This is a genomic window from Cytobacillus sp. GQ23, assembly GCF_059758675.1.
In genome coordinates this window covers 23,310-46,266 of sequence record NZ_JCAXER010000027.1, presented here as the reverse complement: position 1 = coordinate 46,266, position 22,957 = coordinate 23,310, and the positions used below count along the sequence as shown (strand labels likewise).

Genomic DNA, 22,957 nt, shown 5'->3' with positions numbered 1-22,957 from the left:
ATAGGCGCCTCCGCTTTTCGTATTGAGCTGCGGCGCCTAGCCCCTCGAGGTCATAAGCCAATCCGCCCGGAAAGGTAAAGAACACCTTTCAGTGTGGCTTGTCTTATGATTGTCGGGGCTGACCAAGGCGCCTCCGCTTTTAAGCGTGGGAGGTTATTCCGCTAAAACCACAATCAAGGAGGAAATAAAAATGGCTAAAAAAGGTAAGAAGTACGCAGAAGCTGCGAAGCTTGTTGATTCTTCAAAAGCTTACCCGATTGCTGAGGCAATTGAACTTGCGAAGAAAACTAATTTTGCAAAATTTGATGCAACTGTTGAGGTAGCATTCCGTCTTGGAGTTGACCCTAAGAAAGCTGACCAGCAAATCCGTGGAGCAGTAGTTCTTCCGAACGGAACTGGTAAAACTCAGCGCGTTCTTGTTTTCGCTAAGGGTGAAAAAGCGAAAGAAGCAGAAGCTGCTGGCGCAGATTTCGTAGGCGATGCTGAATACATCAACAAAATCAGCCAAGGCTGGTTCGACTTTGATGTAATCGTTGCTACACCTGACATGATGGGTGAAGTTGGTAAACTTGGCCGCGTATTAGGACCTAAAGGCTTAATGCCAAACCCTAAGACTGGCACAGTTACTTTTGACGTTCAAAAAGCAGTTAACGAAATCAAAGCAGGTAAAGTTGAATACCGTGTTGACAAAGCTGGTAACATCCACGTGCCAATCGGTAAAGTATCTTTCGAAGACGAAAAGCTTGTTGAAAACTTCAACACTATTTTCGACACAATGATGAAAGTTAAGCCTGCTGCTGCTAAAGGAACTTACATGAAGAACGTTTCTGTTACTTCTACAATGGGACCTGGCGTTAAAGTAGATCCTTCATCTGTTGCAGTAAAATAATAACAATTGACATTCTAAAATACATGCTGTAATATGTATTTTGTTGTTAAAAATATAATAACATTTGTGCCGTAGACAGCAGGTGCTTAACCGCTTAATTTCCTGCCGAGGTATTACGATAGAAATTGCTTTTTCTTGCTATTGTATACTTCCTCCATGTCTGCAAAGTCGTGGAGGTTTTTTATTGGACGGTATGAATGTAGAAAATTCTACAGGAGGTGTAAGGATGAGCAGCGTTATCGAACAAAAGAAACAAATCGTAGACGAAATTGCTGATAAGCTTAAAACAAGTTTATCAACAGTTGTTGTTGACTACCGTGGTCTTACTGTTGCTGAGGTTACTGAACTTCGTAAACAACTTCGTGAAGCTGGCGTAGAATTCAAAGTATACAAGAATTCAATGACTCGCCGTGCTGCTGAAGCTGCTGAACTTTCCGGTTTAAACGAAGCTTTAACTGGACCTAACGCAATCGCGTTCAGCACAGAAGATGTAGTTGCTCCAGCGAAAATCCTTAATGATTTCGCGAAAAAGCATGAAGCACTTGAAATTAAAGCAGGTGTAATCGAAGGAACTATCGCTTCAGTAGAAGAAGTTAAAGCTCTTGCTGAACTACCATCACGCGAAGGCTTGCTTTCTATGCTACTCAGCGTACTTCAAGCACCTATCCGCAATCTTGCTCTTGCTGCAAAAGCTGTTGCAGATCAAAAAGAAGAACAAGGCGCGTAAGTTGATTTTAGCGTTAAACTAATAGATTCAAACCAAAAATAAGGAGGAAACATAATCATGACTAAAGAACAAATCATTGAAGCAGTTAAATCCATGACTGTTTTAGAACTAAACGACCTAGTAAAAGCTATTGAAGAAGAATTTGGTGTAACTGCTGCTGCTCCTGTAGCAATGATGGGCGGAGCTGCTGCTGGTGGCGCTGCTGAAGAGAAAACTGAATTTGACGTTGTTCTTGCTTCTGCAGGCGACCAAAAAATCAAAGTTATCAAAGTGGTACGTGAAATCACAGGTCTTGGACTTAAAGAAGCGAAAGAACTTGTTGACAACACTCCTAAAGCTCTTAAAGAAGGCGTTTCTAAAGAAGAAGCTGAAGAAGTTAAAGCTAAGCTTGAAGAAGTTGGAGCTGGCGTTGAAGTTAAGTAATAGCCTTTATGAAAAGTCCGCTGTTTAAGCGGGCTTTTTGTTTTGGGCAATTATAAAATTGCGGAAGGTTTAACTTTGCGTACAGGCTGGGGAATATAACCATCATAGTCTGAGTCCGTCATGGACGAAGGGCTTGAGCATTTGTTTTAACTTTTTGCTTTTTAAGGGCCAATCCTATATAATTCCTTCGAAACCACTTAATTGTTGATTCTCCTTTAATCTTCTTATATATACTCCTGGAGGTGATTTCATGTCTGAACACTACTATTCCAAAACACAGCAAGTTGATAGCAGCCCTAAATCTTGGACCTATACTCTAAAGGAATTCCCATTCCGCTTTAAAACAGACAACGGTGTTTTTTCAAAGGGTGAAGTGGATTTTGGATCTAAACTATTAATCGAGACATTTGAACAGCCGGAAGTGGATGGGAACATTCTCGATGTCGGCTGCGGATATGGGCCAATCGGATTGACAGCGGCGAAGCTGATGCCGGAACGGACTGTTCATATGGTGGATGTAAATGAGAGGGCGCTTGGACTTGCAAAGGAAAATGCTGAATTAAATGACATAAAAAATGTCCAAATCTATGAAAGTGACCGCCTCGAAAATACAAAAGGCAATAAGTTTTCAGCTATTCTGACAAACCCGCCGATCCGCGCCGGGAAAAAGATAGTGCATGATATTTTTGAACAAAGCTTTGAGGCTCTATTATCGGGCGGAGAGCTGTGGGTTGTCATCCAGAAAAAACAGGGTGCGCCTTCTGCAATCGATAAGCTGACAGAGTTATTCGGTGAAGTGGAGACAGTAGAAAAGAAAAAAGGCTATTTTATTTTAAGAGCAAAAAAAGATTGACTTGACTTTTTTGCTATGATAGTATTGTAAAATGCCAACATATTATATTTCTATTTATAACTAAATTTATCTAATAGTTGTATAAATTTGGTTTTAATGGGAAAGCTAACAAAATAATAGTCGTATTGTGAAAATGTGGTTTTTGAAGTGAAAACCCTTTTTCTTTTTGTCTTATAAGAATGGAGGTTTGGCTTATATCCCTGTGCTTGAATGGGGGAAAGCCCGGCTTCTGGGCCAGTTTGCTGGCCGGCTTCGTGCGCCATCGGTTCCGGGTACTAAAACCTGCGCCGATAGGCAGGCGCTCATCGCTTTTCTTATGGGATGATATAAATTGCTATTAGCAACAATAACGCTTGATTTGAGGGGTGAATCAGTTGACAGGTCAACTAGTTCAGTATGGACGACACCGCCAACGTAGAAGTTACGCACGAATCAGTGAAGTTTTAGAATTACCAAATCTAATCGAAATCCAAACCTCTTCTTATCAATGGTTTCTTGATGAGGGTTTACGAGAAATGTTCCATGATATTTCTCCGATTGAAGACTTTACTGGTAATTTGTCGCTTGAATTTATTGATTACAGCCTTGGCGAACCAAAATATTCCGTTGAGGAATCGAAAGAACGAGATGTTACATATTCTGCACCTTTACGTGTGAAAGTGCGTCTTGTAAACAAAGAAACAGGCGAAGTTAAAGACCAGGATGTCTTTATGGGTGACTTCCCGCTTATGACAGAGACAGGTACGTTCGTTATTAATGGAGCGGAACGTGTCATTGTATCCCAGTTAGTGCGTTCTCCGAGCGTATACTTCAGTGGAAAGCTTGATAAAAACGGGAAAAAAGGCTTTACAGCAACCGTAATCCCGAACCGCGGCGCATGGCTTGAGTATGAAACAGATGCCAAAGACGTCGTATACGTCAGAATAGATCGTACTCGGAAACTGCCCGTTACGGTTCTTTTGCGTGCACTTGGGTTCGGCTCTGATCAAGAGATCATCGATTTGATTGGAGACAACGAGTACATTCGCAACACGCTTGAAAAAGATAATACTGAGAGCACAGAGAAAGCGCTCCTTGAAATTTATGAGCGTCTTCGTCCAGGCGAGCCGCCAACGGTCGAAAATGCGAAAAGCTTGCTTGTCTCAAGATTCTTTGATCCAAAGCGTTATGACCTTGCGAATGTTGGACGCTACAAGATCAATAAGAAGCTTCATATTAAAAACCGCCTGTTTGGCCAAAAACTGGCTGAAACGCTTGTGGATCCAGAAACTGGCGAAATCATTGCGGAAAAAGGCGTTACACTTGACCGCCGTACATTAGACCGCATTATTCCTAACCTTGAGAAGGATATCGGCTTTAAAACGGTAAGCCTGTTAGGCGGAGTAGTAGATGATGAAGTATTGCTTCAGTCTATTAAGATATATGCGCCTAATGAAGATGGCGAAAAGGTCATTAATGTTATCGGCAATGCGTATGTGGAAGAAGCTGTGAAAAACATTTCACCTTCTGACATCATTGCATCAATCAGCTATTTCTTTAACCTTCTGCACTCTGTGGGAGATACAGATGATATTGACCATCTTGGAAACAGACGTCTTCGTTCAGTCGGAGAATTATTGCAGAACCAGTTCCGCATCGGTTTATCCCGTATGGAGCGTGTGGTGCGCGAAAGAATGTCCATCCAGGATACAAATACGATTACACCTCAGCAGCTGATTAATATCCGTCCTGTTATTGCGTCAATTAAAGAGTTCTTCGGAAGCTCTCAATTGTCCCAGTTCATGGACCAGACAAATCCGCTTGCTGAACTGACACATAAACGCCGTCTTTCTGCATTAGGACCTGGTGGTCTGACGCGTGAACGTGCCGGATTCGAAGTACGTGACGTTCACTACTCTCACTATGGCCGTATGTGTCCGATTGAAACGCCGGAGGGACCAAACATCGGTTTGATCAACTCCTTATCTTCATTTGCGAAGGTGAACCGCTTCGGCTTTATCGAAACACCGTATCGCCGAATTGACCCTGAGACCGGAAAAGTTACGTCCCGCATTGATTATCTGACAGCTGATGAAGAAGATAACTATGTAGTGGCTCAGGCGAATGCACTTCTTGGTGACGATGGTTCATTCCTTGACGAAGAAGTAGTTGCCCGTTTCAAAGGGGAAAACACAGTTGTCAAACGCGACCGTGTTGACTACATGGATGTATCGCCGAAACAGGTTGTATCTGCTGCGACAGCATGTATCCCGTTCCTTGAAAATGATGACTCCAACCGTGCCCTGATGGGAGCGAACATGCAGCGTCAGGCTGTGCCATTGATGCAGCCGGAAGCGCCAAGAGTAGGTACGGGTATGGAATACGTATCAGGAAAAGACTCAGGTGCTGCAGTTATCTGTAAGCATGAGGGAATTGTTGAACATGTTGAAGCCCGTGAAGTTTGGGTCCGCCGTATTAAAAATGTAGATGGCCAGGAAGTTAAAGGCGATCTTGATAAATACAGAATGCTTAAATTCATCCGTTCCAACCAGGGAACATGCTACAACCAGCGTCCTATCGTCGCTGTTGGCAACCGTGTAACAAAGGGAGAAATCCTTGCTGACGGTCCTTCCATGGAACTTGGTGAATTAGCTCTTGGACGCAATGTTCTTGTAGCGTTCATGACATGGGATGGTTATAACTACGAGGATGCGATCATCATGAGTGAGCGCCTTGTAAAAGATGATGTTTATACATCCATCCATATCGAAGAATATGAATCAGAATCACGCGATACAAAGCTTGGACCTGAAGAAATCACAAGAGATATCCCTAACGTTGGGGAAGATGCACTGCGCAACCTGGACGAACGCGGAATTATCCGCACAGGTGCGGAAGTAAAAGATGGCGATCTTCTTGTTGGTAAAGTAACTCCTAAAGGGGTAACGGAACTGACTGCTGAAGAAAGACTGCTGCACGCAATCTTTGGTGAAAAAGCACGTGAAGTCCGTGATACATCCCTTCGTGTGCCACATGGCGGGGGCGGTATTGTACTGGATGTTAAAGTGTTTAACAGGGAAGACGGAGACGAGCTTCCTCCAGGTGTTAACCAGCTTGTACGTGTATATATCGTTCAGAAGCGTAAAATCTCTGAAGGTGACAAGATGGCCGGACGCCATGGTAACAAGGGTGTTATCTCCCGTATTTTACCGGAAGAAGATATGCCTTACCTGCCGGATGGCACTCCAGTAGACATCATGTTAAACCCTCTGGGGGTTCCATCGCGTATGAATATCGGACAGGTGCTTGAGCTTCACCTTGGTATGGCTGCCAGAGCTCTTGGCATCCATGTAGCATCTCCTGTATTCGATGGTGCCCGTGAGGAAGATGTCTGGTCAACGATCGAAGAAGCAGGCATGGCGCGTGATGCAAAGACTGTCCTTTATGATGGACGTTCAGGCGAGCCGTTCGATAACCGTGTATCTGTCGGTGTCATGTATATGATTAAACTGGCGCACATGGTTGACGATAAGCTGCATGCCCGTTCAACAGGACCTTACTCTCTTGTTACGCAGCAGCCATTGGGCGGTAAAGCTCAATTCGGCGGACAGCGTTTCGGTGAGATGGAGGTTTGGGCACTTGAAGCATACGGTGCTGCTTATACACTTCAGGAAATCTTAACAGTTAAGTCAGATGACGTGGTTGGACGTGTTAAGACATACGAATCAATCGTCAAAGGCGAGAATGTTCCTGAACCAGGAGTTCCGGAATCATTCAAGGTACTGATCAAAGAACTTCAAAGTTTAGGTATGGATGTTAAGATCCTGTCCGGCGATGAAGAAGAAATTGAAATGCGCGACCTGGAAGATGAAGATGAAGTTCAGCAGGCTGAATCATTGACCATCGCTCCGGAAACGCAAAACGAAGAGCAAGCAGTTACGAAAGAATAATTTCATATAAATATCTAATCCCTGGGCGCTCCGCCTCGCATGGCGGATGCCGCTGGGGATATTATTGGCACTTTGCTGCTGTTTGAGCAATAAGGGTAAAACCCGGAGATCAAAAGGGAGGTAGGCCCCTTGCTAGATGTAAACCATTTCGAGTATATGAAAATAGGTCTTGCTTCACCGGATAAGATACGTTCTTGGTCACATGGTGAAGTTAAGAAGCCTGAAACGATCAACTATCGTACATTAAAACCAGAAAAAGACGGTCTATTTTGCGAACGCATTTTCGGACCGACAAAAGACTGGGAATGTCACTGTGGAAAGTATAAGCGTGTTCGATACAAAGGCGTAGTCTGTGATCGATGCGGCGTTGAAGTCACACGTGCGAAAGTCCGCCGTGAAAGAATGGGCCATATTGAACTTGCAGCCCCTGTATCCCACATTTGGTATTTCAAAGGCATCCCAAGCCGTATGGGTCTTGTGCTGGACATGTCTCCGCGTGCACTGGAAGAAGTTATTTACTTTGCTTCTTATGTTGTAACCGATCCTGGTGATACGGCTCTTGAAAAGAAGCAGCTGCTTTCTGAAAAGGAATACCGTGCATACCGTGAAAAGTACGGAAACAAGTTCCAGGCATCCATGGGTGCTGAATCCATTAAAAAGCTTCTTTCTGACATAGACCTCAACAAAGAAGTAGATATCCTTAAAGAGGAACTGAAAACTGCCCAGGGTCAGCGACGCACTCGTGCAATCAAGCGCCTGGAAGTTCTTGAAGCATTCCGCGGTTCTGGAAATGAACCGTCCTGGATGATCCTAGACGTTCTTCCGGTAATTCCTCCGGAGCTTCGTCCGATGGTACAGCTCGATGGCGGACGTTTTGCCACTTCTGACCTGAATGATTTGTACCGCCGTGTAATCAACCGCAACAACCGTTTAAAGCGTTTATTGGACCTTGGTGCCCCAAGCATTATCGTTCAGAACGAAAAGCGTATGCTTCAGGAAGCTGTAGATGCGCTAATTGATAACGGCCGCCGCGGAAGACCGGTAACTGGACCAGGAAACCGTCCATTAAAATCCCTGTCTCATATGCTAAAAGGGAAACAAGGACGTTTCCGTCAAAACTTGCTTGGTAAGCGTGTTGACTATTCCGGACGTTCGGTTATCGTCGTAGGACCAAACTTGAAAATGTACCAATGCGGACTTCCAAAAGAAATGGCATTGGAATTATTCAAGCCATTCGTTATGAAGGAATTGGTGGAAAAGGGCTTAGCCCACAACATCAAATCTGCAAAACGCAAAATTGAAAGAGTGCAGCCGGAAGTTTGGGATGTTCTTGAAAGTGTGATTAAAGAGCACCCTGTATTGCTTAACCGTGCTCCAACTCTTCACAGACTTGGTATTCAGGCATTCGAACCGACATTAGTGGAAGGACGCGCTATTCGTCTTCATCCGCTTGTATGTACTGCTTACAACGCAGACTTTGACGGTGACCAAATGGCAGTTCACGTGCCGCTTTCAGCTGAAGCACAGGCAGAAGCCCGCTTGCTAATGCTTGCAGCACAGAACATCCTGAATCCAAAAGACGGTAAGCCAGTTGTTACTCCTTCACAGGATATGGTATTAGGTAACTACTACCTGACACTTGAAAGAGCTGGCGCTGTTGGGGAAGGTATGATTTTTAAAGATACAAGCGAAGCGCTGCTTGCTTATCAGAACGGTTATGTGCACTTGCATACAAGAGTAGCTGTCCATGCCGGGTCCTTAAATAATCAGACTTTCACTGAAGAACAAAATAAAAAGCTTTTATTAACCACTGTTGGTAAGCTTATTTTTAACGAGATTTTACCTGAGACATTCCCTTATATTAACGAGCCTACAAAAGAAAACCTTGAGATTGAAACTCCTGCGAAATATTTTGTAGAGCCTGCTACTGATGTAGCTGCCGCTATCAAGGAAATGCCGCTGGTAGATCCGTTTAAGAAAAAAATCCTTGGAAACATCATTGCGGAAGTCTTTAAACGCTTCAAAATTACGGAAACGTCTAAAATGCTTGACCGCATGAAAAACCTTGGATTCAGGCACTCCACAAAAGCCGGTATCACAGTTGGTGTTGCTGATATCGTGGTATTAAAGGAGAAGCAGGAAATTATCCAGGAAGCACAGAGCAAGGTTGATAATGTGCTGAAACAGTTCAGACGCGGTCTTATTACTGAAGACGAGCGTTATGACCGTGTTATTTCAATCTGGAGTGCAGCGAAAGATAATATCCAGGCAAAATTAATGAAGTCATTGGATAAATCCAACCCAATCTTCATGATGAGTGACTCTGGTGCCCGTGGTAACGCGTCCAACTTCACTCAGTTAGCCGGTATGCGCGGACTGATGGCCAACCCGGCTGGACGTATCATTGAATTACCGATCAAATCAAGTTTCCGTGAAGGATTAACAGTACTCGAGTACTTCATTTCCACACACGGTGCGCGTAAAGGTCTTGCTGATACAGCCCTTAAAACAGCTGACTCAGGTTACCTTACTCGCCGTCTTGTTGATGTTGCGCAGGATGTCATTGTCCGTGACGACGATTGCGGAACTGACCGCGGCTTGCTTATCGCATCCCTTAAAGATGGTACTGAAGTCATTGAAGCGCTTGAAGAGCGTCTGGTTGGCCGTTATGCAAGAAGAAATATTAAGCATCCTGAGACAAATGAAGTGATTGTGCCTGAAAATGGCTTAATCACTGAAGATATTGCAGTCGAAATTGTTTCAGCCGGCATTGAAAAAGTATGGATTCGTTCTGCATTTACTTGCAACACTCGCCATGGTGTATGTAAGAAGTGCTACGGCCGTAACTTGGCTACCGGCCAAGAGGTTGAAGTTGGTGAAGCAGTAGGTATTATCGCTGCCCAGTCCATCGGTGAACCAGGTACACAGTTAACGATGCGTACTTTCCATACCGGTGGGGTAGCAGGAGACGATATCACTCAAGGTTTACCGCGTATCCAGGAAATATTCGAAGCGCGTAATCCTAAAGGTCAGGCAGTTATTTCAGAGATCGATGGTGTTGTAGTCGGCATTAATGAAGGCCGCGACCGTCAGCAGGAGATTGTAGTTCAGGGTGAAGTCGAATCCAAGACCTACACAGCACCTTATACAGCCCGCTTAAAAGTAGCTGTTAACGACCAGGTAGTACGTGGACAGGAACTAACTGAAGGTTCTATTGACCCTAAAGAGTTAATTAAAGTAAAAGATGTAACAGCTGTTCAAGAATACTTGCTGCGTGAAGTTCAGAAGGTATACCGCATGCAGGGTGTTGAAATCGGCGATAAGCACATCGAGGTAATGGTCCGTCAGATGCTTCGTAAAGTGCGTGTAATTGATGCGGCAGAAACAGATGTGCTTCCAGGTACACTGCTTGATATCCATCAATTTACAGATGCCAACGAAAAAGCCCTCCTTGCAGGTAAAATGCCTGCAACAGGACGTCCAGTTCTGCTGGGAATCACAAAAGCATCTCTTGAAACAGATTCATTCTTATCAGCAGCATCCTTCCAGGAGACAACAAGAGTTCTTACCGATGCAGCGATTAAAGGCAAGCGCGATGAGCTTCTTGGCCTGAAAGAGAATGTAATTATTGGTAAGCTTGTCCCTGCTGGAACAGGAATGCAGCGGTACAGAAGAGCAGAGCCTTATACAAACGAGGAAGCTGCTGAAGATACTGTTACTGTAGAATAATGTAATCATTGCGGTGCTTGCTTATTTAACAGCAAGTACCGCATTTTATAGTGAATAAAAGAAATAAAAATCGTTTTGCTTGTTGACATTGAAATATGAAGGTGTTACTATAGCAAAGGTGCTCCTATTCACCGGATACTTTGGAGGATGTCGTAAATGTCTTATGATAAAGTATTGCAGGCAAGAAGTATTATTGTAGGAACAAAGCAAACAGTTAAAGCTCTCAAACTGGGAACCATTGATGAAATCGTAGTCGCCAGTGATGCTGATCCTAGGATTACAGCTAAAGTGGTTAGTACAGCGAATGAATTGAACGTTCCGATTGTGTATGTCGATTCGATGAAAAAACTCGGAAAAGCATGCGGAATCGAGGTTGGGGCAGCAGCTGTTGCCATATCTATTTAAAAACTGTTTTTGTAGATTGGTATCTGCAAGAACTTTGTTTTTGCATCAAAATGAACCACCTGGATGTGTGGGCTTAAACAAATTCGAAGGGAGGAAAAATCAAATGCCTACTATTAATCAATTAGTGCGCAAGCCTCGTCAAACTAAGTCTGAGAAGTCAAACTCACCTGCTCTTAACAAAGGCTACAACAGCTTCAAAAAAGCTCAAACAAATGTAGCTTCACCTCAAAAGCGTGGTGTATGTACTCGTGTTGGTACAATGACTCCAAAGAAGCCGAACTCTGCATTACGTAAATATGCTCGTGTTCGTTTAACAAATGGCATCGAGGTTAATGCTTACATCCCTGGTATCGGGCACAACCTTCAAGAGCACAGTGTTGTTCTTATCCGTGGAGGACGTGTAAAAGACTTACCGGGTGTGCGTTACCACATCGTGCGCGGCGCTTTAGATACTGCTGGTGTTAACAACCGTATGCAAGGCCGTTCTAAATACGGTGCTAAGCGTCCAAAAGCAGCTAAAAAATAATTCTACTAAATAAACAACCATCTTTGAAAGGAGGAACAATCCATGCCACGTAAAGGTCCTGTAGCAAAAAGAGACGTATTGCCGGATCCGATTTACAACTCAAAGCTAGTTAGCCGTCTGATCAACAAAATGATGATCGATGGTAAGAGAGGTAAATCTCAAGCAATTCTTTACTCTGCGTTCGATATCATCAGCGAACGCACTGGCAAAGAACCAATGGAAGTTTTCGATCAGGCGCTTAAAAACATCATGCCTGTACTTGAAGTTAGAGCACGCCGTGTAGGTGGTGCAAACTACCAAGTACCAGTTGAGGTGCGCCCTGACCGTCGTACAACTCTTGGTCTTCGCTGGTTAGTAAACTATGCGCGTCTTCGCGGTGAAAAGACAATGGAAGAGCGTTTAGCTAACGAAATTCTTGATGCAGCTAACAACACTGGTGCATCTGTTAAGAAGCGTGAAGATACACACAAAATGGCGGAAGCGAACAAAGCGTTTGCCCACTACCGCTGGTAAGATATACCGCTTAACTAAAATAACACTCATACTAGGAAGGAGAAAGACCCAATGGCTAGAGAGTTCTCCTTAGAAAATACTCGCAATATCGGTATCATGGCTCACATCGATGCCGGTAAAACAACAACTACTGAGCGTGTACTTTACTACACTGGCCGTATCCACAAAATCGGTGAAACGCACGAGGGTGCATCACAGATGGACTGGATGGAGCAGGAGCAGGAGCGTGGAATCACAATCACTTCTGCTGCGACAACTGCACAGTGGAAAGGCCACCGCGTTAACATCATTGACACTCCTGGACACGTAGACTTCACAGTTGAAGTTGAACGTTCACTTCGTGTTCTTGATGGTGCGGTAGCTGTACTTGACGCACAGTCAGGTGTTGAGCCGCAAACTGAAACAGTTTGGCGTCAGGCTACTACTTACGGAGTACCACGTGTGGTATTCGTAAACAAAATGGATAAAATCGGTGCAGACTTCTTGTACTCATTGAAGACTCTTCATGATCGCCTTCAAGCGAATGCAGCTGCAATTCAATTACCGATTGGTGCTGAAGATCAATTCGAAGGCATCATCGATTTAATTGAAATGAAAGCTACATTCTACGGAAACGATTTGGGTACTGATATCGAAGACCGTGAAATCCCAGAAGAATACAAGGATCAAGCTGAAGAATACCGTGAGAAGCTAATTGAAGCGGTAGCTGAACTTGATGAAGAATTAATGGAGAAATACCTTGGCGGTGAGGAAATCACTAACGAAGAGCTAAAAGCTGCTATTCGTAAAGGTACTGTTAACGTTGAATTCTACCCAGTTATCTGTGGTTCTGCGTTCAAAAACAAAGGTGTTCAAAAAATGCTTGATGCAGTAATCGACTACCTTCCATCTCCACTTGATGTACCTGCTATCAAAGGTACAACTCCGGATACAGAAGAAGAGGTTACTCGTCCTTCAAGCGATGATGCACCATTCTCAGCTCTTGCGTTCAAAGTTATGACCGACCCTTACGTTGGTAAACTTACATTCTTCCGTGTATATTCAGGTACATTGAACTCTGGTTCATATGTACAGAACTCTACTAAAGGAAAGCGTGAGCGTGTAGGCCGTATCCTGCAAATGCATGCGAATTCCCGTGAAGAGATCTCAGTTGTACACGCTGGAGATATCGCAGCTGCAGTAGGCCTAAAGGACACTACTACAGGTGACACTCTATGTGATGAAAAGAGTCTAGTTATTCTTGAATCTATGGAGTTCCCAGAGCCGGTTATCTCATTATCTATCGAGCCTAAGTCAAAGGCTGACCAAGATAAGATGACAACTGCTCTACAAAAACTTCAAGAGGAAGATCCTACATTCCGCGCTCATACTGACCAGGAAACTGGACAGGTTATCATCGCGGGTATGGGTGAGCTTCACCTTGATATCCTTGTTGACCGTATGAGACGTGAATTTAAAGTGGAAGCTAACGTAGGTGCACCTCAGGTTGCATACCGTGAAACTTTCCGTGGTTCTGCTCAGGTTGAAGGTAAATTTGCACGTCAATCCGGTGGACGCGGACAATTCGGTCACGTTTGGATCGAATTCAGTCCAAACGAAGAAGGTAAAGGCTTCGAATTCGAAAACGGAATCGTTGGTGGTGTCGTTCCTCGTGAATACATCCCAGCTGTTCAGGCGGGTCTAGAAGATTCGTTAGAAAGAGGAGTACTTGCAGGATTCCCAATGGTAGACATCAAGGCACGTTTATTTGACGGTTCTTACCATGATGTTGACTCCTCTGAAATGGCGTTTAAGATTGCTGCATCAATGGCACTTAAAAACGCTGCGTCAAAATGTAACCCTGTAATTCTTGAGCCGGTTATGAAGGTTGAAGTCGTAATCCCTGAAGAATACATGGGAGACATCATGGGTGATGTTACATCACGCCGTGGACGCGTTGAGGGTATGGAAGCTCGCGGTAACGCGCAAGTTGTTCGTGCGATGGTTCCTCTATCAGAAATGTTTGGTTATGCAACTTCATTGCGTTCTAACACGCAGGGCCGCGGTACATTCTCAATGCACTTCGACCACTATGAAGAAGTACCAAAATCAATTTCTGAAGAAATCATCAAAAAAAATAAAGGTGAATAATTGATTTTACCTTTTCAATAAAGTATAACTACTATTGTAGGCTAAAAGCGCTGTGGGAAGGGAAACCTCTCCACAGCATAAAATACTTAACTTTTATAATCTGAAGGAGGATTTTTCAAATGGCAAAAGCTAAATTTGACCGTTCAAAACCCCATGTTAACATCGGTACTATCGGACACGTTGACCATGGTAAAACTACTTTAACTGCAGCTATCACAACTGTTCTTTCTAAAAAAGGCGGCGGTGAAGCACGCGGATACGATCAAATCGACGCGGCTCCAGAAGAGCGCGAGCGTGGAATCACAATCTCAACTGCGCACGTTGAGTACGAAACTGACAACCGTCACTATGCACACGTTGACTGCCCAGGTCACGCTGACTATGTTAAAAACATGATCACTGGTGCTGCGCAAATGGACGGCGGAATCCTAGTTGTTTCAGCTGCTGACGGCCCAATGCCACAAACTCGTGAGCACATCCTTCTTTCTCGTCAGGTTGGTGTACCTTACCTTGTTGTATTCATGAACAAGTGTGACATGGTTGACGATGAAGAACTACTTGAATTAGTAGAAATGGAAGTTCGTGACCTTCTTTCTGAGTACGAATTCCCTGGTGATGACATTCCTGTAATCAAAGGTTCTGCACTTAAAGCTCTTGAAGGAGAAGCTGAGTGGGAAGCTAAAATTGAAGAACTTATGGCAGCTGTTGACGAGTACATCCCAACTCCAACTCGTGACACTGACAGACCATTCATGATGCCTGTTGAGGATGTATTCTCAATTACTGGCCGTGGTACTGTTGCTACAGGACGTGTTGAGCGTGGACAAGTTAAAGTCGGTGACGTAATCGAAATCATCGGTCTTGCTGAAGAGCCAAAATCAACTACTGTAACTGGTGTTGAAATGTTCCGTAAGCTTCTTGATTATGCTGAAGCTGGAGATAACATTGGTGCCCTTCTTCGTGGTGTATCACGTGAAGAAATCCAACGTGGACAAGTACTTGCTAAGCCAGGTTCAATCACTCCACACACTAAGTTCAAAGCTGAAGTATACGTTCTTTCAAAAGAAGAAGGTGGACGTCATACTCCATTCTTCACTAACTACCGTCCTCAGTTCTACTTCCGTACAACTGATGTAACTGGTATCTGTAATCTTCCTGAAGGCGTAGAAATGGTTATGCCTGGAGATAACATCGAAATGACTGTAGAACTAATCGCTCCAATCGCTATCGAAGAAGGTACTAAGTTCTCTATCCGTGAGGGTGGACGTACTGTTGGCGCTGGCGTAGTTGCTACAATCCAAGAGTAATTTCAACTAATCAAAACAGATGGGTGACAACCCATCTGTTTTTTTATATGCAGCTTTACTTTCAGTTATAACAAGATGGGCTGATTTATATTAAGGTGTAATATAAAATGCATCAGAATTATATTCTTGCAGACATAACTGTTCTTCCCGCTAAGAGATCAATCCTCGGCGATTAAAACCGCTTTTCTTCTATATAATATATTGATTATAATTCTTTCTATTCAACTCACCACAATGCAAATAGTTAGACTTCTTTCGATACTATTGAAAACTCCATGAACAGCAGTTATAATAGTAAAAGTGTGCGGAACAAAAAGAAATAACATATATATGTTGCATTTCATTTATTGTTTCTGTATAATAGACAATGTTGGTCTTTGACTGCGATGATGTGAAAGGTTGCTGACACACCCGGCCGCTTTGCCATGGCGAGTGTGTGGGAAATTTTCACGGAGAATGTCTATATTAAAATAGGCGAAAAGGAGGGAAAATAATGGCAAAACAAAAAATTCGTATTCGTTTAAAAGCGTATGATCACAGAATTCTTGATCAATCAGCAGAAAAGATTGTTGAGACTGCAAAACGTTCTGGTGCGGCTGTTTCAGGTCCGATTCCATTACCAACTGAAAAGTCTATTTACACAATCCTTCGTGCGGTTCACAAGTATAAAGACTCTCGTGAGCAGTTCGAAATGCGTACGCATAAACGTCTAATCGACATCGTTAACCCAACACCACAAACGGTTGATTCTCTAATGCGTTTAGACTTACCGTCAGGTGTAGATATCGAAATCAAACTTTAATCAATAAATAAACATAAGAAACTTAGGAGGTGTGACTGAAATGACCAAAGGAATCTTAGGAAGAAAGATTGGTATGACTCAAGTATTTGCTGAAAACGGTGATCTTATCCCGGTAACAGTAGTTGAGGCAGCTGCTAACGTTGTTCTTCAAAAGAAATCAGTTGAGACTGATGGATATGAAGCAATCCAGATCGGATTCGAAGATAAGCGCGAAAAGTTGTCCAACAAACCTGAAAAAGGACATGTTGCTAAAGCAAACACTGCTCCTAAGCGCTTCGTACGCGAATTCCGCGGAGCTGATTTAGGACAATATGAAGTTGGTCAAGAAGTCAAAGTTGATATTTTCGCAGAAGGCGATACTGTTGATGTAACAGGAATTTCAAAAGGAAAAGGTTTCCAAGGTGCCATCAAGCGCCACGGACAATCTCGCGGGCCTATGGCTCACGGTTCTCGTTACCATCGTCGCCCTGGTTCAATGGGTCCTGTAGCTCCAAACCGTGTATTCAAAGGTAAATTATTACCTGGACGTATGGGCGGAGAGCAAGTGACTGTACAAAACCTTGAAATCGTAAAAGTTGATGTTGAACGCAACCTTCTTCTGATCAAAGGTAATGTACCTGGTGCAAGAAAAGCATTAGTAAAAATCAAAAGTGCGGTAAAAGCATAATAATTAAACCGGAAAGGAGGAAAACAGAATGCCGAAAGTAGCATTGTTTAACCAAAGCGGATCTAAAGTTGGTGATATCGAACTTAATGATGCGATCTTTGGTATCGAGCCCAACCAGCACGTACTATTCGAAGCAGTAGTAATGCAAAGAGCTTCATTACGTCAAGGGACTCATAAAACTAAAATTCGTTCTGAAGTAGCGGGCGGAGGACGTAAACCATGGCGCCAAAAAGGCACAGGCCGTGCACGTCAAGGTTCTATCCGTTCACCACAATGGCGCGGAGGCGGTACTGTATTTGGTCCTGTACCACGCAGCTACAGCTACAAACTACCTAAAAAGGTTCGCCGTCTGGCAATCAAATCTGCGTTATCTTCTAAAGTGTTAGAAGAAAACATCCTAGTATTAGAAGGCCTTGCTTTCGAAGCGCCTAAAACAAAAGACTTTAAAGGTGTATTAACTGGTCTTTCTGTTGATTCTAAAGCACTTATCGTAACTGCTGACCTAGATGAGAACGTAGCATTATCTGCTCGTAATATTCCTGGTGTAACAGTTGTATCTGCTTCTGGAATCACTGTTTTAGATGTTTTAAACCATGATAAGCTTATCATGACGAAAGCAGCGGTTGAAAAAGTAGAGGAGGTGCTTGCATAATGGATGCACGCGAAATCATTAAGCGCCCCGTAATCACTGAACGTTCTACTGATATTATGGCTGATAAAAAATATACGTTCGAAGTTGACGTACGAGCTAACAAAACTCAAGTTAAAGACGCTGTTGAAGAAATCTTTGGCGTTAAAGTTGAGAAAGTTAACATCATGAACTACAAAGGCAAGTTCAAGCGTATGGGCAAATTCGGCGGTTACACTAACAAACGCCGTAAAGCGATCGTTAAATTAACAGCTGAAAGCCAAGAAATCGAGCTTTTTGAAGCTTAATAACTATAACTAGAAGAGGAGGGAAACGAAATGGCGATTAAAAAGTATAAACCTACCTCTAATGGTCGTCGCGGCATGACGGTTTCTGATTTCGCAGAAATCACGACTAACCAACCAGAAAAGTCTTTACTTGCTCCTTTAAAGAGAAAAGGCGGCCGTAACAACCAAGGTAAGTTGACAGTTCGTCATCAAGGCGGCGGTCATAAACGTCAATATCGTATCATCGATTTTAAACGTACAAAAGATGGCATTCCAGGACGCGTTGCCACAATCGAATATGATCCAAACCGCTCTGCAAATATTGCACTAATTAACTATGTAGATGGAGAAAAGCGCTACATCCTTGCACCTAAGAACTTACAGGTAGGCATGGAAGTAATGTCTGGTCCTGAAGCAGATATCAAAGTGGGTAATGCACTTCCACTAGTTAACATTCCAGTGGGTACTGTAATCCACAACATCGAATTAAAACCTGGTAAAGGCGGGCAATTAGTACGTTCTGCTGGTACTTCTGCACAAGTTCTTGGCAAAGAAGGCAAGTACGTATTAGTTCGTTTAAACTCTGGTGAAGTTCGCATGATTCTTGCTGAGTGCCGTGCGACTGTAGGTCAAGTCGGTAACGAGCAGCACGAGCTTATTAACATTGGTAAAGCAGGTCGTTCACGCTGGTTAGGCAAGCGCCCAACTGTACGTGGATCTGTAATGAACCCTAACGATCACCCTCACGGTGGTGGTGAAGGACGTGCGCCAATCGGACGTAAGTCTCCAATGACTCCTTGGGGCAAACCAACACTTGGTTACAAGACTCGCAAGAAGAACAATAAATCAGATAAATTTATCGTACGTCGTCGTAAAAAATAACGGGATTGTACTACGGTTCCAATTAAGAACCGTAGAGCAATCACGAAGGGAGGTTCAATCATGGGTCGCAGCTTAAAAAAAGGACCTTTTGTTGATGAACATTTAATGACAAAGATCGAAAAGCTTAATGAAACAGATAGCAAGCAAGTTACTAAAACTTGGTCTCGCCGTTCTACGATCTTCCCACAATTCATCGGACACACAATCGCAGTTTATGATGGTCGTAAACATGTGCCTGTATACATCACTGAAGACATGGTAGGCCACAAGCTTGGAGAATTTGCTCCAACTCGTGCGTACAAAGGCCATGGCAATGATGATAAGAAAACAAGACGTTAATGAGAGGAGGGCATTCTAATGCAAGCTAAAGCTGTTGCAAGAACAGTTCGTATTGCTCCTCGTAAAGCTCGTTTAGTCGTAGATTTAATTCGAGGAAAGCAAGTAGGCGAAGCAGTAGCGATTTTAAACCTAACACCTAAAGCTGCTTCTCCAATCGTAGAGAAAGTTTTAAAATCTGCACTAGCTAACGCTGAGCACAACTACGAAATGGACGTTAACAACCTGGTAGTTGCTCAAGCATTCGTAGACGAAGGACCAACTTTAAAACGTTTCCGTCCTCGCGCTATGGGCCGTGCAAGCCAAATCAACAAGCGCACTAGCCATATTACTATCGTTTTATCAGAAAAGAAGGAGGGATAATCAGTGGGTCAAAAAGTAAATCCAGTCGGTTTGCGTGTCGGTGTCATCCGTGATTGGGAGTCAAAATGGTACGCAGGCAAAGACTATGCTGATCTTTTACACGAAGACCTTAAGGTTCGTGAGTACATCACAAAGCGCTTAAGCGATGCTTCTGTTTCTAAAGTAGAAATCGAACGTGCTGCTAATCGCCTGAACATCACTATCCACACTGCGAAACCAGGTATGGTTATCGGTAAAGGTGGTACTGAGGTTGAAGCACTTCGCAAGTCACTTAACTCATTAACTGGCAAGCGTGTTCACATCAACATCCTTGAAATTAAAAGAGCTGATATCGATGCGAAATTGGTTGCGGAAAACATTGCTCGTCAATTAGAAAACCGCGTATCATTCCGTCGTGCTCAAAAACAAACTATTCAACGTGCAATGCGCGCTGGCGCTAAAGGTATCAAAACAATGGTATCTGGTCGTTTAGGCGGTGCTGATATCGCTCGTTCAGAATCATACAGCGAAGGAACAGTTCCACTTCATACTCTTCGTGCTGATATCGATTATGCTACAGCTGAAGCTGATACAACTTACGGTAAATTGGGCGTAAAAGTATGGATCTATCGTGGAGAGGTCCTTCCTACGAAGAAGAAAACTGGGGAAGGAGGCAAATAATATGTTATTGCCAAAGCGCGTAAAATATCGTCGTGTACACCGCGGAAAAATGCGTGGTCAATCAAAAGGCGGAACTGAAGTAAACTTCGGTGAATATGGCCTTCAAGCTCTAGAAGCTTCTTGGATCACTAACCGTCAAATTGAATCTGCACGTATTGCAATGACTCGTTACATGAAACGTGGCGGTAAAGTTTGGATTCAAATTTTCCCTCACAAGCCTTACACTGCAAAGCCTCTAGAAGTCCGCATGGGTTCCGGTAAAGGTGCTCCTGAAGGATGGGTAGCAGTTGTTAAGCCTGGTAAAGTAATGTTCGAAATCGCTGGTGTATCTGAAGAGATCGCTCGTGAAGCATTACGTCTTGCATCACACAAACTTCCAGTTAAGTGCAAGTTTGTAAAACGAGAAGAAATTGGTGGTGAATCAAATGAAAGCTAATGAAATTCGTGACCTTACCACTGCCGAAATTGAACAAAAAGTTAAATCATTAAAAGAAGAGCTTTTCAACCTTCGCTTTCAATTGGCGACTGGACAACTTGAAAATACAGCTCGCATTCGTGAAGTACGCAAAGCGATTGCCCGCATGAAAACTGTTATTCGTGAAAGAGAAATCGGCTTTAGCAAGTGATATTGAGAGGAGGTTCGCACAATGAGTGAACGCAACCAACGCAAAGTTTACACTGGACGCGTCGTTTCTGACAAAATGGATAAGACAGTAACGGTTCTTGTCGAAACTTACAAAAAGCATCCACTTTACGGTAAACGCGTTAAGTACTCTAAAAAGTTCAAGGCTCATGATGAGCAAAATCAAGCAAAAACTGGCGATATCGTTCGTATTATGGAAACTCGTCCACTTTCTGCGACTAAACGCTTCCGTCTTGTAGAAGTAGTTGAAAAAGCAGTTATTATCTAATTGTTCGGTTGGGAGATTTATCCCGAAGGGAGGTTACACACATGATTCAACAAGAATCACGTTTAAAAGTTGCTGACAACTCTGGTGCTCGTGAGGTACTTACAATCAAAGTTCTTGGTGGCTCTGGCCGCAAAACTGCTAACATCGGTGATGTTATCGTTTGTACAGTGAAACAAGCAACACCAGGTGGCGTTGTTAAAAAAGGTGATGTTGTTAAAGCGGTAGTTGTTCGTACTAAGAGCGGTGTACGCCGTAATGACGGTACTTACATTCGTTTCGATGAAAACGCATGTGTAATTATTCGTGATGACAAAGGACCACGCGGAACTCGTATCTTCGGACCGGTTGCCCGTGAACTACGTGAAAACAACTTCATGAAAATTGTATCTTTAGCTCCAGAAGTACTATAAATATCAAATTAAATTGCCTTTAAGGAGGTGCGCACAGATGCATGTGAAAAAAGGTGACAAAGTAATGGTCATCTCTGGTAAGGATAAAGGCAAAACGGGCGTTATTCTTGCAGCGTTCCCTAAACAAAGCCGAGTGCTTGTTGAAGGAGTTAACATTGTAAAGAAACACTCTAAGCCTTCTCAGATGAACCCGCAAGGCGGAATCATCAGCCAAGAGGCACCTGTTCATGTATCAAACGTTATGCCTGTTGATCCTAAATCTGGTGAACCAACTCGTGTAGGCTATAAAACGGTTGATGGCAAAAAAGTACGTGTTGCAACAAAATCCGGTGAAGTTCTAGATAAATAGTTTAAAGAAGAAGGGAGGTACAATGAATGAACCGCCTAAAAGAAAAGCATTCAAAAGAAATTACTCCTGCTCTAATGAGCAAGTTTAGCTATAAATCAGTTATGCAAGTACCTAAGCTTGAAAAAATCGTTATCAACATGGGTGTTGGTGACGCTGTTCAAAACGCAAAAGCACTAGATAAAGCTGTTGAGGAATTAACTTTGATCACTGGTCAAAAGCCGGTTATCACTCGTGCTAAGAAATCAATCGCTGGCTTCCGTCTTCGTGAAGGTATGCCAATCGGTGCGAAAGTTACTCTTCGTGGAGAGCGCATGTATGAGTTCTTTGATAAGTTAGTATCTGTATCTCTTCCACGTGTACGTGACTTCCGCGGTATCTCTAAGAAGTCATTTGACGGCCGTGGTAACTATACTCTAGGTGTCAAAGAACAGTTGATCTTCCCTGAGATTGATTACGATAAAGTAAGCAAAGTTCGTGGTATGGATATCGTTATCGTAACTACAGCTAACACTGATGAAGAAGCTCGTGAACTTTTAACTCAATTTGGAATGCCATTCCAAAAGTAATCGCTAAATAGAGGGAGGCGAAAACGTGGCTAAAAAGTCAATGATTGCGAAGCAAAAACGCACGCCTAAACACAAGGTACAGGAGTACACTCGCTGCGAACGCTGCGGACGTCCACATTCTGTATACCGTAAATTTAAGCTTTGTCGTATTTGTTTCCGTGAATTAGCATATAAAGGACAAATTCCTGGCGTGAAAAAAGCTAGCTGGTAAAACCCAAGCATGGGAAGGAGGTAAAAACAATGGTCATGACAGATCCAATTGCAGACTTGCTTACTCGCATCCGTAATGCGAACATGGTTCGTCACGAAAAATTAGAAGTTCCTGCTTCTAACATCAAGAAAGAAATTGCTGAGATCTTAAAGCGTGAAGGTTTTGTACGTGATGTTGAGCTTATCGAGGATAACAAGCAAGGCATCATCCGCATTTTCCTAAAATACGGTGCAAACAACGAACGCGTTATCACTGGTCTAAAGCGTATCAGTAAGCCTGGTCTTCGTGTATACGCAAAGGCTGATGAAGTACCTCGTGTACTTAACGGTCTTGGAATCGCACTAGTTTCTACTTCTCAAGGCGTTATCACTGATAAAGAAGCCCGCGCTAAACAAGTCGGCGGAGAAGTATTAGCATACGTTTGGTAATAGAGTTTTTCATGAATGGAGGTGCA

Annotated in this window: 27 protein-coding genes and 1 other annotated feature; all 27 genes read left to right on the top strand. The window is 43.3% G+C overall.

Annotated features, from left to right (window positions below):
- Positions 1-145: 145 nt before the first annotated feature.
- The 27 genes from rplA (at position 146) to rpsH (ending at position 22,931) form a co-directional block, all read left to right on the top strand.
- Positions 146-889 carry a 50S ribosomal protein L1 gene (gene rplA / locus AC6CHU_RS20375; RefSeq protein WP_341070739.1) on the top strand — a complete coding sequence of 248 codons (744 nt, stop codon included), beginning with the start codon at positions 146-148 and terminating at the stop codon, positions 887-889.
- A 51-nt stretch (positions 890-940) separates the two neighbouring features.
- Positions 941-1,081, top strand: a sequence feature (ribosomal protein L10 leader region).
- A gap of 34 nt (positions 1,082-1,115) precedes the next feature.
- On the top strand, positions 1,116-1,616 hold the full coding sequence (gene rplJ / locus AC6CHU_RS20370) for a 50S ribosomal protein L10 (RefSeq protein WP_159869687.1): 501 nt from the start codon (positions 1,116-1,118) through the stop codon (positions 1,614-1,616).
- Positions 1,617-1,673: 57 nt separating this feature from the next.
- A complete protein-coding gene (rplL, locus tag AC6CHU_RS20365; protein ID WP_035332312.1) occupies positions 1,674-2,039 on the top strand; it encodes a 50S ribosomal protein L7/L12 in 366 nt (121 codons plus the stop codon).
- Between the two features lie 250 nt (positions 2,040-2,289).
- Positions 2,290-2,892: a class I SAM-dependent methyltransferase gene (locus AC6CHU_RS20360; RefSeq protein ID WP_498122665.1), complete on the top strand. Its 603-nt coding sequence runs from the start codon at positions 2,290-2,292 to the stop codon at positions 2,890-2,892.
- Positions 2,893-3,266: 374 nt separating this feature from the next.
- Positions 3,267-6,821: a DNA-directed RNA polymerase subunit beta gene (gene rpoB, locus AC6CHU_RS20355; RefSeq protein ID WP_159869693.1), complete on the top strand. Its 3,555-nt coding sequence runs from the start codon at positions 3,267-3,269 to the stop codon at positions 6,819-6,821.
- 129 nt (positions 6,822-6,950) lie between these two features.
- Complete coding sequence (gene rpoC / locus AC6CHU_RS20350; RefSeq protein WP_498122664.1) at positions 6,951-10,550, top strand: DNA-directed RNA polymerase subunit beta'; 3,600 nt, start codon at positions 6,951-6,953, stop codon at positions 10,548-10,550.
- A gap of 156 nt (positions 10,551-10,706) precedes the next feature.
- Positions 10,707-10,955: a 50S ribosomal protein L7ae-like protein gene (locus AC6CHU_RS20345; protein WP_159869699.1), complete on the top strand. Its 249-nt coding sequence runs from the start codon at positions 10,707-10,709 to the stop codon at positions 10,953-10,955.
- 103 nt (positions 10,956-11,058) lie between these two features.
- The gene (gene rpsL, locus AC6CHU_RS20340; protein ID WP_009336562.1) at positions 11,059-11,481 is read left to right on the top strand and encodes a 30S ribosomal protein S12; all 423 of its coding nucleotides are present in this window, start codon (positions 11,059-11,061) and stop codon (positions 11,479-11,481) included.
- Between the two features lie 42 nt (positions 11,482-11,523).
- On the top strand, positions 11,524-11,994 hold the full coding sequence (gene rpsG / locus AC6CHU_RS20335) for a 30S ribosomal protein S7 (protein ID WP_009336565.1): 471 nt from the start codon (positions 11,524-11,526) through the stop codon (positions 11,992-11,994).
- 51 nt (positions 11,995-12,045) lie between these two features.
- Positions 12,046-14,124 (top strand): elongation factor G, encoded by a 2,079-nt coding sequence (fusA, locus tag AC6CHU_RS20330; protein WP_159869702.1) that lies wholly within the window; start codon positions 12,046-12,048, stop codon positions 14,122-14,124.
- Between the two features lie 119 nt (positions 14,125-14,243).
- Positions 14,244-15,431 carry an elongation factor Tu gene (tuf, locus tag AC6CHU_RS20325; RefSeq protein WP_159869705.1) on the top strand — a complete coding sequence of 396 codons (1,188 nt, stop codon included), beginning with the start codon at positions 14,244-14,246 and terminating at the stop codon, positions 15,429-15,431.
- Positions 15,432-15,924: 493 nt separating this feature from the next.
- Positions 15,925-16,233, top strand: a complete 309-nt coding sequence (gene rpsJ, locus AC6CHU_RS20320) for a 30S ribosomal protein S10 (protein WP_009336571.1) — start codon at positions 15,925-15,927, stop codon at positions 16,231-16,233.
- Between the two features lie 40 nt (positions 16,234-16,273).
- The gene (rplC, locus tag AC6CHU_RS20315; protein WP_061793793.1) at positions 16,274-16,900 is read left to right on the top strand and encodes a 50S ribosomal protein L3; all 627 of its coding nucleotides are present in this window, start codon (positions 16,274-16,276) and stop codon (positions 16,898-16,900) included.
- A 28-nt stretch (positions 16,901-16,928) separates the two neighbouring features.
- Positions 16,929-17,552, top strand: a complete 624-nt coding sequence (rplD, locus tag AC6CHU_RS20310; RefSeq protein ID WP_035332298.1) for a 50S ribosomal protein L4 — start codon at positions 16,929-16,931, stop codon at positions 17,550-17,552.
- Entirely contained in the window at positions 17,552-17,836 is a 285-nt protein-coding gene (gene rplW, locus AC6CHU_RS20305) for a 50S ribosomal protein L23 (RefSeq protein WP_061793795.1), read from the top strand. The genes rplD and rplW overlap by 1 nt, the downstream gene beginning before the upstream one ends.
- 30 nt (positions 17,837-17,866) lie before the next feature.
- Positions 17,867-18,697 carry a 50S ribosomal protein L2 gene (gene rplB / locus AC6CHU_RS20300; RefSeq protein WP_159869708.1) on the top strand — a complete coding sequence of 277 codons (831 nt, stop codon included), beginning with the start codon at positions 17,867-17,869 and terminating at the stop codon, positions 18,695-18,697.
- Positions 18,698-18,757: 60 nt separating this feature from the next.
- Entirely contained in the window at positions 18,758-19,036 is a 279-nt protein-coding gene (gene rpsS, locus AC6CHU_RS20295) for a 30S ribosomal protein S19 (protein ID WP_159869711.1), read from the top strand.
- A gap of 18 nt (positions 19,037-19,054) precedes the next feature.
- A complete protein-coding gene (rplV, locus tag AC6CHU_RS20290; RefSeq protein WP_009336582.1) occupies positions 19,055-19,396 on the top strand; it encodes a 50S ribosomal protein L22 in 342 nt (113 codons plus the stop codon).
- 3 nt (positions 19,397-19,399) lie between these two features.
- Complete coding sequence (rpsC, locus tag AC6CHU_RS20285) at positions 19,400-20,056, top strand: 30S ribosomal protein S3 (RefSeq protein WP_009336585.1); 657 nt, start codon at positions 19,400-19,402, stop codon at positions 20,054-20,056.
- A 1-nt stretch (position 20,057) separates the two neighbouring features.
- Complete coding sequence (rplP, locus tag AC6CHU_RS20280) at positions 20,058-20,492, top strand: 50S ribosomal protein L16 (RefSeq protein ID WP_009336587.1); 435 nt, start codon at positions 20,058-20,060, stop codon at positions 20,490-20,492.
- A complete protein-coding gene (gene rpmC / locus AC6CHU_RS20275) occupies positions 20,482-20,682 on the top strand; it encodes a 50S ribosomal protein L29 (protein ID WP_009336588.1) in 201 nt (66 codons plus the stop codon). Before rplP ends, rpmC begins: the two co-directional genes overlap by 11 nt.
- 21 nt (positions 20,683-20,703) lie before the next feature.
- Positions 20,704-20,967, top strand: coding sequence for a 30S ribosomal protein S17 (rpsQ, locus tag AC6CHU_RS20270; protein WP_009336589.1), 264 nt, complete (start codon positions 20,704-20,706; stop codon positions 20,965-20,967).
- A 41-nt stretch (positions 20,968-21,008) separates the two neighbouring features.
- Complete coding sequence (gene rplN / locus AC6CHU_RS20265; RefSeq protein ID WP_009336590.1) at positions 21,009-21,377, top strand: 50S ribosomal protein L14; 369 nt, start codon at positions 21,009-21,011, stop codon at positions 21,375-21,377.
- A gap of 37 nt (positions 21,378-21,414) precedes the next feature.
- On the top strand, positions 21,415-21,726 hold the full coding sequence (rplX, locus tag AC6CHU_RS20260; RefSeq protein ID WP_035332291.1) for a 50S ribosomal protein L24: 312 nt from the start codon (positions 21,415-21,417) through the stop codon (positions 21,724-21,726).
- 26 nt (positions 21,727-21,752) lie between these two features.
- The gene (gene rplE / locus AC6CHU_RS20255) at positions 21,753-22,292 is read left to right on the top strand and encodes a 50S ribosomal protein L5 (protein ID WP_159869714.1); all 540 of its coding nucleotides are present in this window, start codon (positions 21,753-21,755) and stop codon (positions 22,290-22,292) included.
- Between the two features lie 25 nt (positions 22,293-22,317).
- The gene (gene rpsN, locus AC6CHU_RS20250; protein ID WP_009336593.1) at positions 22,318-22,503 is read left to right on the top strand and encodes a 30S ribosomal protein S14; all 186 of its coding nucleotides are present in this window, start codon (positions 22,318-22,320) and stop codon (positions 22,501-22,503) included.
- A 29-nt stretch (positions 22,504-22,532) separates the two neighbouring features.
- Entirely contained in the window at positions 22,533-22,931 is a 399-nt protein-coding gene (rpsH, locus tag AC6CHU_RS20245; RefSeq protein WP_061793797.1) for a 30S ribosomal protein S8, read from the top strand.
- The last annotated feature ends 26 nt before the right edge of the window (positions 22,932-22,957 follow it).

Coding starts and splice junctions, on each gene's coding strand:
- AC6CHU_RS20345 (WP_159869699.1), top strand. CDS start 10,707: ATGTCTTATGATAAAGTATTGCAGGCAAGAAGTATTATTGTAGGAACA.
- rplP (WP_009336587.1), top strand. CDS start 20,058: ATGTTATTGCCAAAGCGCGTAAAATATCGTCGTGTACACCGCGGAAAA.
- rpsL (WP_009336562.1), top strand. CDS start 11,059: ATGCCTACTATTAATCAATTAGTGCGCAAGCCTCGTCAAACTAAGTCT.
- rplE (WP_159869714.1), top strand. CDS start 21,753: ATGAACCGCCTAAAAGAAAAGCATTCAAAAGAAATTACTCCTGCTCTA.
- rplD (WP_035332298.1), top strand. CDS start 16,929: ATGCCGAAAGTAGCATTGTTTAACCAAAGCGGATCTAAAGTTGGTGAT.
- rpsQ (WP_009336589.1), top strand. CDS start 20,704: ATGAGTGAACGCAACCAACGCAAAGTTTACACTGGACGCGTCGTTTCT.
- rplX (WP_035332291.1), top strand. CDS start 21,415: ATGCATGTGAAAAAAGGTGACAAAGTAATGGTCATCTCTGGTAAGGAT.
- rplN (WP_009336590.1), top strand. CDS start 21,009: ATGATTCAACAAGAATCACGTTTAAAAGTTGCTGACAACTCTGGTGCT.
- rplW (WP_061793795.1), top strand. CDS start 17,552: ATGGATGCACGCGAAATCATTAAGCGCCCCGTAATCACTGAACGTTCT.
- rpsS (WP_159869711.1), top strand. CDS start 18,758: ATGGGTCGCAGCTTAAAAAAAGGACCTTTTGTTGATGAACATTTAATG.
- rpsH (WP_061793797.1), top strand. CDS start 22,533: ATGGTCATGACAGATCCAATTGCAGACTTGCTTACTCGCATCCGTAAT.
- tuf (WP_159869705.1), top strand. CDS start 14,244: ATGGCAAAAGCTAAATTTGACCGTTCAAAACCCCATGTTAACATCGGT.
- AC6CHU_RS20360 (WP_498122665.1), top strand. CDS start 2,290: ATGTCTGAACACTACTATTCCAAAACACAGCAAGTTGATAGCAGCCCT.
- rplB (WP_159869708.1), top strand. CDS start 17,867: ATGGCGATTAAAAAGTATAAACCTACCTCTAATGGTCGTCGCGGCATG.
- rplV (WP_009336582.1), top strand. CDS start 19,055: ATGCAAGCTAAAGCTGTTGCAAGAACAGTTCGTATTGCTCCTCGTAAA.
- rplL (WP_035332312.1), top strand. CDS start 1,674: ATGACTAAAGAACAAATCATTGAAGCAGTTAAATCCATGACTGTTTTA.
- fusA (WP_159869702.1), top strand. CDS start 12,046: ATGGCTAGAGAGTTCTCCTTAGAAAATACTCGCAATATCGGTATCATG.
- rpsJ (WP_009336571.1), top strand. CDS start 15,925: ATGGCAAAACAAAAAATTCGTATTCGTTTAAAAGCGTATGATCACAGA.
- rplJ (WP_159869687.1), top strand. CDS start 1,116: ATGAGCAGCGTTATCGAACAAAAGAAACAAATCGTAGACGAAATTGCT.
- rpmC (WP_009336588.1), top strand. CDS start 20,482: ATGAAAGCTAATGAAATTCGTGACCTTACCACTGCCGAAATTGAACAA.
- rplC (WP_061793793.1), top strand. CDS start 16,274: ATGACCAAAGGAATCTTAGGAAGAAAGATTGGTATGACTCAAGTATTT.
- rpsG (WP_009336565.1), top strand. CDS start 11,524: ATGCCACGTAAAGGTCCTGTAGCAAAAAGAGACGTATTGCCGGATCCG.